Source organism: Bradyrhizobium sp. SZCCHNS3002 (genome assembly GCF_032377435.1).
Classification (GTDB): Bacteria; Pseudomonadota; Alphaproteobacteria; order Rhizobiales; family Xanthobacteraceae; genus Bradyrhizobium.
In genome coordinates this window covers 347,250-364,563 of record NZ_JAUHHY010000005.1, presented here as the reverse complement: position 1 = coordinate 364,563, position 17,314 = coordinate 347,250, and the positions used below count along the sequence as shown (strand labels likewise).

The 17,314-nt window shown below is 65.7% G+C and carries 16 protein-coding genes; all 16 read right to left on the bottom strand.

Annotation, left to right across the window (positions count from 1 at the left end; all coding sequences use genetic code 11):
• Positions 1-17 precede the first annotated feature (17 nt).
• The 16 genes from QW845_RS13525 to QW845_RS13450 all read right to left on the bottom strand — a co-directional run bounded on the left by QW845_RS13525 (position 18) and on the right by QW845_RS13450 (position 17,291).
• On the bottom strand, positions 18-308 hold the full coding sequence (locus QW845_RS13525) for a HypC/HybG/HupF family hydrogenase formation chaperone (protein WP_315736711.1): 291 nt from the start codon (positions 306-308) through the stop codon (positions 18-20).
• Between the two features lie 22 nt (positions 309-330).
• Complete coding sequence (locus QW845_RS13520; RefSeq protein WP_315802063.1) at positions 331-918, bottom strand: HyaD/HybD family hydrogenase maturation endopeptidase; 588 nt, start codon at positions 916-918, stop codon at positions 331-333.
• Between the two features lie 13 nt (positions 919-931).
• The gene (gene cybH / locus QW845_RS13515; protein ID WP_315802062.1) at positions 932-1,675 is read right to left on the bottom strand and encodes a Ni/Fe-hydrogenase, b-type cytochrome subunit; all 744 of its coding nucleotides are present in this window, start codon (positions 1,673-1,675) and stop codon (positions 932-934) included.
• A gap of 16 nt (positions 1,676-1,691) precedes the next feature.
• Positions 1,692-3,482 carry a nickel-dependent hydrogenase large subunit gene (locus QW845_RS13510; protein ID WP_315802061.1) on the bottom strand — a complete coding sequence of 597 codons (1,791 nt, stop codon included), beginning with the start codon at positions 3,480-3,482 and terminating at the stop codon, positions 1,692-1,694.
• A gap of 21 nt (positions 3,483-3,503) precedes the next feature.
• Positions 3,504-4,607, bottom strand: a complete 1,104-nt coding sequence (locus QW845_RS13505; protein WP_315802060.1) for a hydrogenase small subunit — start codon at positions 4,605-4,607, stop codon at positions 3,504-3,506.
• 234 nt (positions 4,608-4,841) lie between these two features.
• Positions 4,842-6,281, bottom strand: a complete 1,440-nt coding sequence (locus QW845_RS13500; protein WP_315802059.1) for a nickel-dependent hydrogenase large subunit — start codon at positions 6,279-6,281, stop codon at positions 4,842-4,844.
• A complete protein-coding gene (locus tag QW845_RS13495) occupies positions 6,278-7,294 on the bottom strand; it encodes a HupU protein (RefSeq protein WP_315802058.1) in 1,017 nt (338 codons plus the stop codon). The genes QW845_RS13500 and QW845_RS13495 overlap by 4 nt, the downstream gene beginning before the upstream one ends.
• 23 nt (positions 7,295-7,317) lie before the next feature.
• Positions 7,318-8,415 carry a HoxN/HupN/NixA family nickel/cobalt transporter gene (locus tag QW845_RS13490; protein ID WP_315802057.1) on the bottom strand — a complete coding sequence of 366 codons (1,098 nt, stop codon included), beginning with the start codon at positions 8,413-8,415 and terminating at the stop codon, positions 7,318-7,320.
• Positions 8,416-8,583: 168 nt separating this feature from the next.
• Positions 8,584-9,900 (bottom strand): trypsin-like serine protease, encoded by a 1,317-nt coding sequence (locus QW845_RS13485; RefSeq protein WP_315802056.1) that lies wholly within the window; start codon positions 9,898-9,900, stop codon positions 8,584-8,586.
• 147 nt (positions 9,901-10,047) lie between these two features.
• Complete coding sequence (gene phoB / locus QW845_RS13480) at positions 10,048-10,755, bottom strand: phosphate regulon transcriptional regulator PhoB (protein ID WP_315754964.1); 708 nt, start codon at positions 10,753-10,755, stop codon at positions 10,048-10,050.
• Positions 10,756-10,771: 16 nt separating this feature from the next.
• Positions 10,772-11,488, bottom strand: coding sequence for a phosphate signaling complex protein PhoU (phoU, locus tag QW845_RS13475; RefSeq protein WP_315713504.1), 717 nt, complete (start codon positions 11,486-11,488; stop codon positions 10,772-10,774).
• 30 nt (positions 11,489-11,518) lie between these two features.
• On the bottom strand, positions 11,519-12,343 hold the full coding sequence (gene pstB / locus QW845_RS13470) for a phosphate ABC transporter ATP-binding protein PstB (protein ID WP_315802055.1): 825 nt from the start codon (positions 12,341-12,343) through the stop codon (positions 11,519-11,521).
• Positions 12,340-13,221 (bottom strand): phosphate ABC transporter permease PstA, encoded by an 882-nt coding sequence (gene pstA, locus QW845_RS13465; protein WP_315802054.1) that lies wholly within the window; start codon positions 13,219-13,221, stop codon positions 12,340-12,342. The genes pstB and pstA overlap by 4 nt, the downstream gene beginning before the upstream one ends.
• Positions 13,222-13,224: 3 nt before the next feature.
• Complete coding sequence (gene pstC / locus QW845_RS13460; RefSeq protein ID WP_315802053.1) at positions 13,225-14,223, bottom strand: phosphate ABC transporter permease subunit PstC; 999 nt, start codon at positions 14,221-14,223, stop codon at positions 13,225-13,227.
• A gap of 97 nt (positions 14,224-14,320) precedes the next feature.
• Positions 14,321-15,331, bottom strand: coding sequence for a phosphate ABC transporter substrate-binding protein PstS (gene pstS / locus QW845_RS13455; RefSeq protein WP_315802052.1), 1,011 nt, complete (start codon positions 15,329-15,331; stop codon positions 14,321-14,323).
• Positions 15,332-16,361: 1,030 nt separating this feature from the next.
• Positions 16,362-17,291 carry a LysR family transcriptional regulator gene (locus QW845_RS13450; protein ID WP_315802051.1) on the bottom strand — a complete coding sequence of 310 codons (930 nt, stop codon included), beginning with the start codon at positions 17,289-17,291 and terminating at the stop codon, positions 16,362-16,364.
• Between the last annotated feature and the right edge of the window lie 23 nt (positions 17,292-17,314).

Genomic DNA, 17,314 nt, shown 5'->3' with positions numbered 1-17,314 from the left:
CCGAGGGCATCACGCCGCTACCGCAAATGCTCCGGAAGCTCCGGCTCGCGCCCGATCAGATCCGCGAAGAAGTCATCGCAATTCTCGCCGTTCACGGCCGCCTGCAGGCCGCGCAGCGCCTCACCGATCAGCCGCGCTTCTTCGTCATCGAGCAGGCGAACGGCGTTGTCGATATAGACGAGCACCTTGGCCCCCACCGGCGGGTTCGACAGCAACAGCACCGAGACGCGGCGCTCCTCGCCGTCGAAGCTGCACAGTGCCGAGACGCCATCGGTCTCGAGGATTGTCATCGGCAGGCCAAGACACATGGCGGATTTCCTCGCGGCGCGGTCACTCGGCCGGGCGCGCCCGCAGCTCGTAGCTGTGATGGTCGATGTCGTTCGCAAGCAGGCGTTCGTCGCCGGCGAGCGGTTCACGCCGCGGCACGGCGGGTGCGCCCCATTCCGCCAGCAGGGCGCAGGCCAGCTCGATCGACGGCCCGATCTGCGCGAGGACAGGCGCGGTCAGCGGCCCACCCCAATCCTCGAGGTCGAGCGGCTGGCAGCCGATCAGCGCAAGCCGTTGCGGATAACGGCCGAGCAGGTCGGCCGCGCTCAGCACTTCCTGGAAGCCCGTCTGGTGCAGGCTCATCTTCTTGGCGCCGGTGAAGCGCGGCACCTCGTCGTCCCGGACCAGCTTGAGCTCGCCCGGCACGAGGCCGTAGTCGATGGCGTCGAACACGATCAGACTGTCGGCTTCCTCGACATAGTTGACGAGGTAGAGTCCTTGCGTGCCGCCATCGAGGATCGTGACGTTGTCGGGCACGGTGAAGCGGCGGTGGAATTCCTCCACCACCCGCACACCGAAGCCTTCGTCAGCCCAGAGAATGTTGCCGATCCCGAGCACCAGAATGCGGTCGCGCCCGCGCTCATCGACCATGCCGGCCCTCCTGTCAGTCGCGGAACTGCCGCTCGCCCGAGATCATCGAGGAGATGATGCTCTGGCGCGACATGATGTCTTCGCGAATGGCGGCATAGACGTGCACCATCACGAAGGTGACCAGCGCCCACATCCCGAGATGATGCCAGGTATGGACGTCCTGGCTGTTCGGCCAGATGGCGAATACCCAGCCGAACAGCTTGTGCTGCCAGCTGTCGATCCCGGTGCCTTCCGAATAGAGCGCAAAGCCGGTGACGATCATGAAGGTCACGAACAGCGTGAAGCCGGTGAACATCGCCGTCTGCGCCAGCGGATTGTGGCCGACATACATCTTCGGCTCACGTTCCAAGAAGGCGTACCAGCGGATCTCGTGCAGCACCTCCTTCCAGAATTGCTTGCGATGCACCGGAATGTAGAAGATCTGCCGGGAGTGGTGGTTGCCGACGAAAGCCCAGAAGATGCGGGCGAGGAAGAACACCGCCAGCACCTGTCCGGCCGCGAAATGGGCAAAGCGGATGTAGCCCATCACGAAATTCGCCGACGCCTCCCCCGACACCGTCGGCAGCGGTGATCCGATCAGATAGCCGGTGATCATCAGAACGATGATCGCGAACGCGTTGACCCAGTGGCAGATGCGCACGGGCGCTTCGTAGACATAGACCGTGGGCCGGCCGACCGCATGCTCGCCGGCGGCGTCGGCTGCGATCGCGGCGATGTCCGTCCCCGACTCGGGCGGGCGTGCAACTGCATCCATCATGACCCTGCTCCCCGTGCTACCTGACCTTGACCTTGGCCAGCTCCTGGCCATCCGGACTCATGACGTGCGTCGAGCAGGCCAGGCACGGATCGAAGGAATGGATCGTGCGCAGGATCTCCAGCGGCTGCTCGGGATTGGCCATCGGGGTGTTCATCAGCGACGCCTCGAATGCGCCGATGTTGCCCTTGGGATCCCTCGGCGAGCCGTTCCAGGTCGTCGGCACAACGCACTGGTAATTGTCGATCTTGGTATCCTTGATCTTGATCCAGTGCGCGAGCGCGCCGCGCGGCGCCTCGGTGAAGCCGACGCCCTTGGCCTCCTTCGGCCAGCTCTCCGGCTTCCATTTGTCGACATTCGCCGTCGAGCTGTCGCCGGCCTTGATGTTGGCGATCAGCTTGTCCTGGAAGTAGCGCATCTGCCGTCCGGCCCAGACCGATTCCAGCGCACGTGCCGCTGTGCGGCCGAGCGTCGAGAACAGCGCCGTCAGAGGCAGGTCGAGATCCTTCAGGAACTTGTCGACCGGGTCCTTGAACTCCGCCTTGTTCTGCGCATAGCCGACGACCCAGCGTGCGAGCGGCCCGACCTCCATGGCGTGGCCGCGCCAACGCGGCGCCTTGATCCAGGAATATTTGCCGCCCTCGTCGAGCTCCTTGATGTCCGTCTTGGTGCCCTTGGCATTCGGACCGAGCACGTAGTTCGGCTCGGTGATGCCGTCCCAGGGATGCAGCCCCTTGGTCTCGTCGGGATATTTGTACCAGGAGTGAACCACGAACTCCTGGATCTCGTCCGGATTGGCATGATCGACCGGAAACACCTCCGACAGATTGCCGTTGATGATCGCACCGCGCGGCAGCTTCAGGCTCTTGGCCGAGTAGTCGTTGGCATGCTCGGGCACGTCGCCATAGGCGAGCACGCTCTTGCCGGACAGGCCGCCGCCGTAGAGCCAGTCCTTGTAGAACGAGCCGATCGCGGCCACGTCGGGAAGATAGACCAGCTCGTTGAACTCGATCAGGCGATCGATGATCGACGAGACGAGATTCAGCCGCTCGATGTTGATGGCGCCGACCGCGCCGGTGCCGTCGATGTTGATCGGACACGGCACGCCGCCCACCAGCCAGTTCGGATGTGGATTCTTGCCGCCGAAGATGGTGTGGATCTTGACGATCTCCTTCTGGAAATCGAGTGCCTCCAGATAGTGTGCCACGGCCATCAGATTGGCCTCAGGCGGCAGCTTGTAGGCCTTGCTGCCCCAATAGCCGTTCTTGAACGGACCGAGCTGGCCGGACTCGACGAACTTCTTGAGACGGGTCTGCAGGTCCCTGAAATAGCCGGGCGACGACAGCGGCCAGCTCGAGATCGACTGCGCCAAGGTTGACGTCGCCTTTGGATCGGCCGAGAGCGCCGAGACCACGTCGACCCAGTCCAATGCGTGCAGATGATAGAAGTGCACGACGTGGTCGTGCACCTGCAGCGCAAGCTGCATGAGGTTACGAATGGAGTTGGCATTCTCCGGAATGGTGATGCCGAGCGCGTTCTCGACCGCGCGCACCGATGTGAGCGCGTGCGTTCCGGTGCAGACGCCGCAGATCCGCTCGGTGAAGGCCCAGGCGTCGCGCGGATCGCGGTTCCTGAGGATCACCTCGATACCGCGCCACATCGTGCCGGTGGAGACCGCATTGCGGATCACGTTGTCGGAATCGACGTTGACCTCGACCCGCATGTGTCCCTCGATGCGGGTGACCGGATCGACGACGATGCGCTTGCCGGAATTGTCGAGATTGAAGCCGTTGGGAGTCTGGATGCCCATCGTTGCCTGTCCTGAATTCGATCAATGATCTTGCTTGGCGTTTTCCTTGGCGTCGTCGCGTTTGGTCGCGAGACGCTTGACCGCCGTGACCGCCGCATGCGCTGCGACCGCCGCACCTACCGTGCCCGCGGCCACCATGCCGACCTGGTCGGCGTTGTGCTCGATGCCGAACTGCTTGATGTTGGTGAGGCGGTCGTAGAACGAGCCCTTGTCCCAGAAGCCGTCCTCCGAGCAGCCGATGCAGCCATGACCCGACTGGATCGGGAACGATACGCCGCCATTCCATCGCACCGTCGAGCAGGCGTTGTAGGTGGTGGGGCCCTTGCAGCCCATCTTGTAGAGGCAGTAGCCCTTGCGCGCCGCCTCGTCGTCCCACTCCTCGACGAACTGGCCGGCGTCGAAATGCGGCCGGCGATAGCACTTGTCGTGGATGCGCTGTGAGTAGAACATCTTCGGCCGGCCCTGGCGGTCGAGCTCTGGCAGCTTGCCGAAGGTGGTGATGAAGGTAACGACGCCGGTCATGACCTCGGCGATCGGCGGGCAGCCCGGCACCTTGATGATCGGCTTGTTGGTGATGACCTTGTCGATCGGCGTCGCCTGCGTCGGATTCGGCTTCGCCGCCTGCACGCAGCCCCAGGAGGCGCAAGCGCCCCAGGCGATGATCGCCATCGCGTCCTCGGCCATCATCTTCAGCTTCTCGACGAACGGCTTGCCGCCGTCGATGCAGAACATGCCACCTTCGTTCAGCGGCGGATTGCCCTCGACCGCGAGAATGTACTGTCCCTTGTACTTCGCGCGCGTCTCTTCGAGGATGGCCTCGGCCTGGTGGCCGGCCGCCGCCATGATGGTGTCGTCATAGTCGAGCGAGATCATCGACAGCACGGCATCCTTCACCAGCGGATGCGCCGAGCGGATGAAGCTCTCCGAGCAGCAGGTGCATTCGAGCCCGTGCATCCAGATGACCGGCGTGCGCGGCTTGGTCTCCAGCGCATTGGCGATGCGGCTCGCCGCGACCGGCCCGAGCCCGAGGCTCGTCGCCGTCAGGCTGCAGAATTTGTGAAAGCTGCGCCGCGTGATGCCCTGACGCCGGATGACGCTGTAAAAAGTTTCCGTTGCCGCGCCCATGAGTCCTCCCCCTGATATCGCGTTGGCGATCGTGTGATCGCGTTCTGGCGAGAAGGACAGCAAGATGCGGGCCAGCATCATCCCTGGATTTGAATCATAATGATTCCAGATGCTTGAAGCAGTGAGGCCGCAGCGGCTAAGGCTTCGACAGCGGATCGCGCGCGATAATCGGAAATCACGCGCTTTGCACCGACAAGCTTGTTTCCGCTTGCTGCCTACCTGTGTGCAGCGCGCTCAATGCGCCGTGCAGACCATGCACGGATCGAACGACCGCACGACGTGCTGGATGCCGACCGCACGAGCGCCGGCATCGCCGACCTCGGTGCCGACCAGCGCCTGTTCGAGCGGACCGGCTATCCCATCCGCGTCGCGCGGAGAGAAATTCCAGCTGGTCGGCGCGATGATCTGATAGCGCTCGATGCGGCCGGAGCGCACCGCGAGCCAGTGGCCCAGGCTGCCGCGCGCAGCTTCCACGAGCCCGACGAAATTGCCGTCGGCCGTACTGGCGCTGTTGTCGCAGAACGGCTCGTTGAGACGCAGTGCCTTGATCCAATGCTCGATCGCCAGCGCGAGGCGCGCGGTCTCGATCAGCCGGGCGATGACACGATTGCGGACATTGCTGCGACCGCCCGCGAGCAGCGCGGAGATCAACGGCTGACCGTCGATGGCCTGCCTTGCGAGAGCGCCGACCTCGACCGGTTCTCCCGCAAGCCGCGGCGCCTTGCACCAACTATAGGCGTCGGGCTTGTCGGCGTCGGGCTCGGTCCGGCTCTCGGCCGGATCGAGCGAGGTCGCACGCATCCAGGCGTGCGACACGTCCTCCGTGATCCGATTCGACGGCAGCGCTTCGGTCGTTCCATCGCGGGTGCGAAGCCCGGCGCGGAAGTGCGCACTGTCAGACTCGTGATAAGCGCCGAAACTCATCAGCAGGCCGGAGCCCGGGCCAAGATGCGCCAGATCGAGCGCGTCGGCGATGCGCAGGAAATGCGCGAAGTCGCCGGCGCGGCCCTCGCGCCAACGGTCGAGCTCGTCCGACGTCGACAAGGCGAGCACATTCTCCAGCCTGTCGGCAAACACGGCGCGTTCAAGAAAACCGCGAAACGACGCCGCGATCGCGTTGAGGCGCACGCGCTCGCCGAGCTCGATCGCGCGCGTGGTCCCGCCCGGCTGGAAGGCAAGACTGTGCGGCCATTTGCCGGCGATCAGGCCCATGATCTCGAGCAGCCGCGCGCGCGCCGGCAACGCTTCGCGAGCCGCGCTGCCCTTCGTCGCCGCGAAACGCTCGGCCGCAGCCGAATGCCAAGCGTGCGCGACGTAGGCGTCGCGGGCGAAGTCCGGCATGAAGAAGATGTAGAAATGCGTCAGATGGTCCGCCGCGTTCTCGGCCGCATGGGCAATGTTGGCCGCGAGGATGCCGTTTGGCGCTGCCGCAATGCCCATGGCCTGGCGCAACGCGGCGGCGGCGGCGATCGATTGCGACACCGAGCAGATGCCGCAGATTCGCGGTGCGATCACCAGCGCGTCCAGCGGCGGCCGCCCCTCCAGGATCTGCTCGAAGCCGCGATAGAGCGGCGCCGTCACTTCCGCCCTGGTGACGCGGCCGCTCTCGATATCGAGCCTGACCTCGAGGTCGCCTTCGACACGATTGAACGGCCCGACCGTGATCCGCGTCATGGACGGCGCTTGTCACTGGCCCGGCCCGGCGGCACCACGACGTGATCCGCCGTCGCATTGACCCGTACGCGGCGCGGCGTGGCCGATTTCGACAGCGCGGCGAGCGCCACGAACCAGGCTTTCGGCATGTCGGTCGGAAGGCCTACGGGAATGCCCGCGAGCTTCGCCGTCTCCAGATAGTTCTGCGTGCTCTCGAAGCCCGGCGAGGTGCAGGCGATGCAGGCGTACCCGCCCTTGGTGCAGGAGCCGCCGCCATTCCAGGAGCGCTGATTGCAATCGCCGACCGCCTGCGTCGCCCGGCAGCCGAGATGCTCCATCAGGCAGCCGCGCTCGGACATCGTCTCAGCGCTCGCCTTGAACTCGTAGAACTCGTTGCGCGAGCAGCCGTGATGAGCCAGGTGATTGGCGATGAAGGTCGGACGGCCGACTGCGTCGAGGCCGTCTGCCGTCAGATCGCCCGAGGTGAGCGCCAGCAGGCTTTCCATCATCCAGCCCGGATGCGGCGCGCAGCCTGCGACGTTGATCACCGGCAGCCCGCGTTTCGAGCGGAATCCCGCGCCGAGCGCGCCGCCGATGTCACTGCCCTCGAACTGCAATCCGACCGCGTCGGTCGGGTTGATGCCGGCAGCAGGAATGCCGCCATAGGCCGCGCAGCTGCCGACGGCGACGACGTAGTCGGCCAGCGGCGCCAGATCGAGCAGCCAGTGATAGATCGAGCGGTTGGTGCCGGCGAGCATGTTGAAGCGGCCGCTCAGATGCGGCCCGCGTGCGACCGAGCCTTCGAGCACCAGCAGATCGAGCCGCTCGCGGCCGTCGCGGATCGCCTCCAACAGTTCGACGACTTCGTCCCCGGTCTCTTCGCTGACAGAGGGATGCCAGATCAGGTCAATGCCGGACTGGCGCAACTCGTCGAACCAGCCGGACGCACCGCTTTCCAGGATCGACATCGTGCAGCCGCCGCAGCTCGCGCCCTGCAGCCACAGCATCCTGGTCATTTCGTCCGAGCCGGCCATCATCCGTACCCGCGCGCTCGATCCTATTTCGTCCTCGGGTTTAGCGCCCCGGCGCGAACGCTGGCAAGCTCCTCACCCGGCGCATCCTCGGAACCGCCCGGACGGCGGCCAAGCAGCATGGCACCCGCCCAGATCAGGCCGAACAGTCCGATGGCGACGATCCCGAGGTTGGCGAGATCATCGCCCAGCGCAGTGACGACCTCGGCCCATCCGCCGGTGAAGCCAAGCCGGGGCGTCAGCAGCGCGACCGCCTCGACGCCGCCGATCACCAGCGCGATCGCGACCGAGGCGCCGGTAATGACCAGATTGTAGCGCCGCTTACGCGCGGGATCCGTGAGCGCCCAGCGATAGGCGCCAGCCATCAGCATGCTGTCGGCGGTGTCGACGGTGGCCATCGCCGCCGCGAACAGCGCCGGGAATACCAGCACATGCGCCAGGCTCGCCCCGCGCGCCGCCTCGGTCGCCGACAGGCTGAGCAGCCCGATTTCGCTGGCGGTGTCGAAGCCGAGGCCGAACAGGAAGCCGAGCGGGTACATGTGCCAGGCGCGGGACACGACGCGGAGCACCGGCCGCAGCAGACGAATGAGCAGGCCCCGCCCGGCGCTACCGGCGGCATCCATGTCGGAATGGGGGTGGGATGGGCGGCGCCAGAGGTTCACGAACAGCACCAGATTCGCGAAGGCGATCAGCAGCAGGAAGCCTGCGGAGACCGAGGTGCCGATGGTGCCGCCGATCGCACGGATGGCGCTGTCCTCACTCAAGAGATCTGCGCCGGCCACCAGGCTCACCACGATGGTGGCGATGACGACGACGCTGGAATGGCCGAGCGCAAAATAGAGGCCGGCGGCGCGCGGGGCGCGACCGTCCTGCACGAGCTTCCGCACCACATTGTCGATCGCCGCGATGTGGTCCGCATCGACGGCATGGCGCAGTCCGAGCAGCCAGGCCAGCATCGCGGTGCCGACGATGGCGGGCCGGTCGGCGTAGAGCGCGAATGCCCAGGCCCAGGCCACCGCATTGGCCGCGACCAGCCCAGCGACGAGCGCAACGGTCCTGCCGGGCTGCGACCGCCACCACAGCAGCCGCGGGGCACGAGGATGATCAATTGGAACAATCGTCATACTCGAACTATAGCAAGAGCCAGGCCAGTTCGGTAAAGCCCCGCTGCAGGCGAAAGCTACAGGAAAAAATCGGCTGCACTTGCCGGATCGCCCGCTCGCTTGGCAACCCGCTATCCAGTCGCGCACAGATCGTGACCAGCGGCGGGACCTCTCTCGTCCCCTCCCCCTTCACCGCGCCGAGGCACTCTGCGCCGCAATCTCGCGCCGCACGACGGCCTCGAACTGGCTTGCGGGCGCGGCGAACATCAGCCGGGTCTCCTCGTGGAACGCCGAGAAGATGCCGACAACGGTCGGCTGCCCGCCGACCTCGGCCAGGATCGGCGAGCCCGAATAGCCGAAATTGGCGAGGCAATGCACCGTCAGCAGCCGGGCATCGCTGGTCATGCCGGCGCTGCAATTGCGCTGGCCGGTCGGCGAATAGCGCCGCTCCTGGCCGTAGCCGATCTCGGAAATGGCGCCAGCCTTGGTCGCAGCCTGCAATTCCTCGCGCGTCAGCGCCTTGACCGCGACCGGCTTCGACGGCAGCGCATCCTTCAGCACGATCAGCGCCCAATCGGCGGGCGAGCGGTCGAGCGACCATCTGTCGTGCCGGGTCGGGACGAAGTCCGGCGCCACGATCAGCTTGTCGGCGACCGACGATGCCGCCGGCGTGCCCCTGTTCATGCCGGCCAGGAAGCGGACATTGCCGGGGCTGACCTGCGCGACGCCGTTGAACACGCAATGCGCGGCGGTGAGCACGACGCGCGGCGCGACCAGAGTGCCGGTGCACCAGCCGCCGGTCGAGTATTGCGCGACGGTGACGACGCCGATCGACGACGCCGGCCACGAGGTGGGATCGACGACCTCGCCGATGTGGCGGTCGAGCCCGAGCAGTTGCTCCGGACGCGGAGCGGCGACGCCCGCCTCCGCCGATTCCGGCTTCGGCCGCCAGGCCGCAATGGCGCTCTGGGCCTGGACGCGCTGCGGCTCGGTCAGCTTGACCCTCTGCACGTCGCGGCCGGCCGATCGCACGCCGCTGCGACCCGCCATCACCAGCCAGGCGTAGCCCTGCACGACGTCCTGCTTCACGCCGCGACCGTCGAGCAGCATCAGGCCCAGCATGTATTGCGACTGGGCGAAGCCCTGCGCTGCCGCGCGGCTGAACCAGCGGCCGGCTTCGCCATAATTGCTCGCGACACCTTCGCCGTTGACATAGGCGATGCCGAGATAATGCTGGGCGACGGCGAGGCCCTGATCGGCGGCCTTGCGATACCACGCCAGCGCCTCGGCGGGGTTGCGCGGTTGGCCCCAGCCGAAGGCCTCCATGAAGCCGACGTCGAACTGCGCCCGCGCATCGCCCTTGGCGGCCAGCGGCAGCAGGCGGCGCATCGCCGCGGCGTGCTGTCCGTTTCCCGCCGCGGCGACCGCGTCTTCGAGCTCGGCGGCCGCGGCGCCCGCCGCGCTGCCGAGCAGCACGGCTAGAGATATGATGATGGTCTTGATCAAGGGCGTCCGCTGGGACCGAAACATCGTGACGGGCCACGAAGCAGACACGATCAAGACGGCGGCGGCGTGGCGGAAAGCGGACCACGATCTCCTCAATCGGGCTCCCTCGCGCCTCACACCTGCTTCGTCCTCACGCCCGATCGCCCCTTACACCTGCTCGCTCTTGGCGAAGCGATCATCGAGCGCATAGCCGGCGCCGCGCACGGTGCGGATCGGGTCCTGCTCGCGGCCCGGATTGAGCAGCTTGCGCAGGCGGCCGATATGGACGTCGACCGTGCGCTCGTCGATATAGATGTCGCGGCCCCAGACGCTGTCGAGCAGCTGCTCACGGCTGAACACGCGGCCGGGATGCTCCAGGAAAAACTCGAGCAGGCGGTATTCGGTCGGGCCGAGATCGATCGGCCGTCCCGAGCGCGCCACGCGGCGCTTCTCGCGGTCGAGCTCGATGTCGCCATAGGACAGCACGGTCGCCAGCCGCTCCGGGCTCGCCCGCCGCAGCAGGCCCTTCACGCGCGCCAGCAGCTCGGGCACCGAGAACGGCTTGACGATGTAGTCGTCGGCGCCGGTCGCGAGGCCGCGCACGCGCTCGCTCTCCTCGCCGCGCGCGGTGAGCATGATGATCGGCAATTGCCGGGTCTCGGACCGCGCCCGCAGGCGGCGGCACAGCTCGATGCCGGACAGGCCCGGCAGCATCCAGTCGAGCACGACGAGATCGGGAACGCGCTCCTTCAGCCGTGTGTCGGCCTCGTCTCCGCGCGCCACCGTCTCGACCTCGTAGCCTTCGGCCTCGAGGTTGTAGCGCAGGAGCGTCGTCAGCGCCTCCTCGTCCTCCACCACCAGAATTCGGGCGCCCATGTCAGAACCGTCTCTCTCAGTTGCCGGGGATCGTCGATGCGAAGCTCGTCATGTCGCCCTTCGGGCGCTTGTCCATGATCTGCTGGCCTTCGATCATATAGAAGACGGTCTCCGCGATGTTGGTCGCGTGATCGCCGATGCGCTCGATGTTCTTGGCGCAGAACATCAGATGGATGCAGAACGAGATGTTGCGCGGATCCTCCATCATGTAGGTCAGGAGTTCGCGGAACAGCGAGGTGCAGATGGCGTCGACCTCCTCGTCGCCCTTCCACACCGTCATCGCCGCCGGCAGGTCGTGCGCGGCATAGGCGTCCAGCACCGTCTTGACCTGCGACTGCACCAGGTCGGTCATGTGCTCGAGCCCGCGGATCAGCTTGAGCGGATGGAAGTCGCTCTCCAGCGCCGCGACGCGCTTGCCGATGTTCTTGGCGAGATCGCCGATGCGCTCCAGATCGGTGGCGACCCGCATCGCACCGACGATCTCGCGCAGGTCGACCGCCATCGGCTGTCGCCGGGCGATGGTAAGAACGGCGCGCTCCTCGATGATGCGCTGCAGCTTGTCGACCTCGGCGTCGGTGGCGACCACCTTCTGGCCGAGTGCGATGTCGCGCCGCACCAGCGCATCGACGGAATCGACGATCAGACGCTCGGCGAGGCCGCCCATTTCCGACACCAGCCGGGTGAGATCCTGCAGATCGCTGTCGAACGCCTTGGCGGTATGTTCACTGGCCATGATGATCTCCTGAAGTCAATGTCGTCGGCGTCAGCCGAACCGGCCGGTGATGTAATCCTGGGTCCGCCGATCGCTCGGCGAGGTGAAGATCTTGCTGGTGTCGTCGAACTCGATCAGCTCGCCGAGATACATGAAGGCGGTCTTGTCGGAGACGCGCGCCGCCTGCTGCATGTTATGCGTCACGATGGCGATCGTATAGTTTTCGGCGAGCTCCTGGATCAGCTCCTCGACCTTGGCGGTCGAGATCGGATCGAGCGCCGAGCACGGCTCGTCGAACAGGATCACCTCCGGCCGGACCGCCACGGTGCGCGCAATGCACAGCCGCTGCTGCTGGCCGCCTGACAGCGACAGGCCCGAAGCGTTGAGCTTGTCCTTGACCTCGTTCCACAACGCGCCGCCGCGCAGTGCCTTCTCGACCCGGTCGTCCATCTCCGACTTGGAGATCTTCTCATACAGCCGGATGCCGAAGGCGATGTTCTCGTAGATCGTCATCGGGAACGGCGTCGGCTTCTGGAACACCATGCCGACCCGGGCCCGCAGCAGGTTGAGGTCGAGCTTGGGATCGAGGATGTTGGTGTTGTCCAGCATGAGCTGGCCCACGGCGCGCTGGCCCGGGTAGAGATCGTACATCCGGTTGAAGATGCGCAGCAGGGTCGACTTGCCGCAGCCGGACGGGCCGATGAACGCGGTGACGCGGTTGGTCCCCAGCGACAGGTTGATGTTCTTCAGCGCGTGGTGATCGCCGTAATAGAAGTTCAGGTTGCGCGCGGTCACCTTGGCGGGGGCTTCCGGCAAAACCTTGCCGTTCAGCGCGGCGGGATTGGGCTGGCTGACGGATACGGACAGGTCGGTCATTTTGCGTTCCTCTCGGCGCCGAGAATGCGTGCACTGACATTCAGGGCGAGCACGGCCAGAGTGATCAGAAGGGCTCCGCTCCAGGCCAGCTGCTTCCAATAGGCATAGGGGCTCTGGACGAAGTTGTTGATGGTGACGGGCAGGTTGGCCATCGTCTTGGAGAGGTTGAGGCTCCAGAACTGGTTCGACAGCGCGGTGAACAGCAAGGGCGCGGTCTCGCCGGCGACGCGGGCGGTGGCCAGCAGCACGCCGGTGATCAGGCCCGAGCGCGCCGCGCGATAGGCGATGCGCCGGATCACCAGCGATCGCGGCAGGCCGAGCGCCGAGGCCGCCTCACGCAGCGGGTTGGGCACCAGCAGCAGCATGTCCTCGGTGGTGCGCAGCACCACGGGGATGACAATGACCGCCAGCGCCAGCGAGCCTGCGAGCGCCGAGAAGCCGCCCATCGGCACCACGACAGCACCATAGATGAACAGGCCGATGATGATCGAGGGCGCCGACAGCAAGATGTCGTTGATGAAGCGGATCACCGAGGTCAGGCGGTCGTTGCGGCCGTACTCGGCCAGATAGGTGCCGGCGAACAGGCCGAGCGGCGCGCCGATGCCGACGCCGATGACCGTCATGATCAGAGAGCCGACGATGGCATTGCGCAGGCCGCCTTCGCTCGAGCCCGGCGGCGGGGTGTCGGCGGAAAACACTTGCAGGCTGAGGCCGGCGAGGCCGTTATAGAACAGCGTGAACAGGATCAGCGCCAGCCAGGTGACGCCGAACAGCGCGGCGGCGACGCAGAGGCCGCGGATCACGATGTCCCTGCGGCGTCGGCGCGCATAGATCGGATTGACCGGCGTATCGGCGGTGAGCGAATCTGCGCTGGACATGGCTTATTTTCCCGCCTTGGCTTGGAGCCGCATGAGCATCAGGCGCGCGCTCGCCAGCACGAAGAAGGTGAGCACGAAGAGCAGCAGGCCGAGCAGGATCAGGCTCGACTGGTGCAGGCCGTCGCTCTCCTGGAACTCAGAGGCAATGGCGGCCGAGATCGTGGTGCCCGGCGCGAAGATCGAGGACGAGATCCGGAACGAGTTGCCGATGATGAAGGTCACCGCCATCGTTTCGCCGAGCGCACGACCCAGCGCCAGCATGACGCCGCCGATGACGCCGACACGGGTGTAGGGAATGACGACGCTGCGCACGACCTCCCAGGTGGTGCAGCCGACCCCGTAGGCCGCTTCCTTCAGCACCGGCGGGACGGTCTTGAACACGTCGACAGAGATCGAGGTGATGAAGGGCAGCACCATGATCGCCAGGATCAGCGAGGCGTTGAACAGACTGAGATAGGACGGCGGACCGGCGAAGATGTCCTGCAGCACCGGGATGCCGGAGCAGAGATTGATCATGAACGGCTGGAACGTGTAGGCCAGGAACGGGCCCAGAACGAAGAAGCCCCACATGCCGTAGATGATCGAGGGAATGCCGGCGAGCAGTTCGATCGCAATGCCGATCGGACGGCGCAGCCATTGCGGGCACAGCTCGGTGAGGAAGATCGCAATGCCGAGACCCACCGGAATCGCGATCAGCATCGCGATGAAGGACGTGACCAGGGTGCCGTAGATCGGGCCGAGCGCCCCGAGCACCGGCGGATCGGCCGACGGCGCCCAGCGCCGCGTCCACAGGAATTCGAAGCCGTAGGCCTTCATCGCCGGCCAGGCGCCGATGATGAGAGAGATGATGATGCCGCCGAGGATCAACAGGACCGAGATCGCGGCGAGCCGGGTGATCCAGTAAAAGGTGACGTCGCCAAGCTTGAAGGCACTGAGCGCGCGCGCCCGGTCGTAGGGCCCGGCAGCAGCCGCGATGTCGCCGACTTCGGTCTGAACCGCCATCTCTGCCAATTCGGCCCCCTGTTCCTTGGACAAGCCTCAACCCCGGTAGCACCCCTCCCCCGGCGGCCGGGAGAGGGGAATTTTCGATACGTCCAGCTCAGCTCTTGATGTCGGCAGACCAGGTCTTCTCGATCAGCTTCACGACGCTGTCAGGCATCGGGATGTAGTCGAGCTCCTCGGCCATCTTGCCACCCTTCTCGAACGACCACTTGAAGAACTTGATCGCCTCGGCGGACGCGGCCTTGTCGGTCGGCTCCTTGTGCATCAGGATGAAGGTCGCGGCCGTCATCGGCCAGGACTTGTCGCCGGGCTGGTTGGCGAGGATCACGTAGTAGCCGGGGGCCTTGGTCCAATCGGCATTCGCGGCGGCGGCCTGGAAGGCCTCGACGGTCGGCTGCACGGTCTTGCCGGCCTTGTTCACCATGGCCGTGTAGGTCAGCTTGTTCTGCTTGGCATAGGCGTACTCGACATAGCCGATCGAGTTCTTGGTCTGGCCGATGTTGCCGGACACGCCCTCATTGCCCTTGGCACCGACGCCGACCGGCCACTCGACCGCGGTGTTGAAACCGATCTTGCTCTTCCAGTCGGCGCTCGCCTCGGAGAGATAATAGGTGAAGTTGAAGGTCGTACCCGAACCGTCGGAGCGGCGGACGACAGCGATCGCGTCCGACGGCAGCTTGACGCTGGGGTTGAGCTTCTTGATCGCGGCGTCATCCCACTTGGTGATCTTGCCGAGATAGATGTTGGCGAGCGTCTCGCCGTCCAGCACCATCTCGCCCGGCTTCACGCCCTCGAGGTTGACGACCGGCACGATGCCGCCCATCACCATCGGCCACTGCACCAGGCCGTCCTTCTCGAGCTGCTCGGCCTTGAGCGGAGCGTCGGTGGCGCCAAAGGTCACGGTCTTGGCCTGGATCTGCTTGATGCCGCCGCCGGAGCCGATCGACTGGTAGTTCAGACCGTTGCCGGTCTCCTTCTTGTAGGCGTCGGCCCACTTGGAATAGATCGGGAACGGGAACGTCGCGCCCGCACCGGTGATGTCGGCGGCGAACGCCGACGTCGATGCGGCGACCAAGCCGGCAGCGACGATAGCTTTGACGAAATTCATAGCTGGTCTCCATGCTCGGGAAGCGAAGCGCCATCTGCGCCCGATTGCGCTTCCCCGGCCGCTTTACGGGGCCTCAGTGTGGCTTTTATAAAGGTTCGATGACAGTCGGATGACAGTCACAAGCCGTTGATAATTCTTGATATTTAGAATTTGACCCGAGTTTTTACGGAGCGCGGGCGGGGTTTCATGCGGGCCTCCGCCCCTCGCCGTTTGCGAGCACTGCTCAACGAGATTGGAGGACCCGGCGATGCCGCGCGCAACCTCATCGACCCCATGCGGCCGCTGCGCCCGACGTGGAAGTTGCCACAAGGGGCCGCCAAATCATCGGTGTCGTTCCAGGCAAGGTCGGCGACGGGAAGCGGTGACGGCCGCCGACCCGGGACCCGCTCCGCAGCGGTTGTGGCTTGGCGGCCGGTCCATCATCGTGCCTCGAACTCCTCCCTGGGGTTATGGGTCCCGGATCTGCGCGCGCTTTGCGCGCTTGTCCGGGACGACAGCGGAAAGGTTGGTTGGCCGCTCCGCCGCCTCATGACACGCGTCATCGCGCCCCACGGCACACCGTGCCCGAGGTGATGCATCGATCATATCGCCCTGAAACGAGAGGGCGCGAGGAAGGCCGGACCTCGGCTGAGGCCCGTGGCCCGCCTGCTCAAAAGAATGCAGGCGGCAGGTACCACAGGTACAGCCGGACAGACCCGGCCTTCCCCGCGCGATGGCTTTACGGTGTCCTTCGTGCTCTCCCTGGGGATCGGCTTTCTTGCCCCCATCGCCCGCGCGTGCCCATAAGCAACGACCGCGAACTTGACCTCAGCGTCGAGAGGCCAGGACCACACGACTTCGCCGTCCGTGCCAACCGCGCTCGTCTGGCGCAGCCGTCACGTCCATCGCAGCCCACCTCAACGTATCGTGACGACGCGTACGTCCCTCTGCTCGAGGCGGGTTGCACGCAAGAGAACATGACTTCCGAAAAATAGCAAGCTATTTATTTTTTTCGGAACACCCCCCCCCCCCCGGCACGCGGGGCATCGGCTCAATCCGGCTTCGGCGGCTCGATCCAGATCCCAGGGTCGGAATGGGTCCGGATGTGGTCGACGAGGAAATCGGCGAACACCCTGATCTTGGCCGGCAGCCTGACGCGGTTCTGGTAGGCAATGTTCATCGTCAGGAGCGGCAGCTCCCAGTCGAGCAGGACCGGCACCAGCCGGCCGGCCAGAATGTCGCCCTGCACGATGTAGAGCGGCTGAATCAGGATGCCGAGCCCGGCCAGCGCCGCGCCCCTGATCACCTGGCCGTCATTGCTGTCGAGCGTCGGCGCGATCCGGACGGTCTGAACGGCATTGCCGTTGCGCAGGGACAGCGAATACGGATCGTTGGCGAGGTTGTAGATCAGCATGTCGTGGCGCACGAGATCGCCGGGAACGACGGGGCAGCCACGGCTGGCGAGATAGGACGGCGCCGCCGCCAGCACGCGCCGCATCTGCCCGATGCGGCGAACGACGATGCCCGAGTCCGGCTCGTGCTCGCGGGTGCGGATCGCGACGTCGATGCCCGCCTCGATGAAATCCGGGTAGCGGTTGGCGGCGATGATCTGCAGGTTCAGCTTCGGATACATCGCGCGGAACGCCGGCAGCATCGGCGCGAGATAGATCGTGGCGAACGACAGCGAGCTGGTGACGCGCAGCATGCCCTGCGGCGACAGCGCGCGATCGCTGACGGCATCCTCGGCCTCGGCCAGCTCGTTGAGCAGTGTGCCGCAGCGCTGCAGCAGCTCCTGCCCGGCTTCGGTCAGCCAGAGACGGCGCGTGTTGCGCTCGATCAGGCGCACCGCGAGCCGTTCCTCCAGCGCGCTGAGATGCCGGCTCGCCGCGGCGTTGGACATCCGCAGGGACTCGGCGGCCTTGGACAGGCTGCCCAGCTCGGCCGTCCGTGAAAACACCTCGAGCTGGAGCAGACGGTCCATTGTTGCGCTGAATTATTACGCTG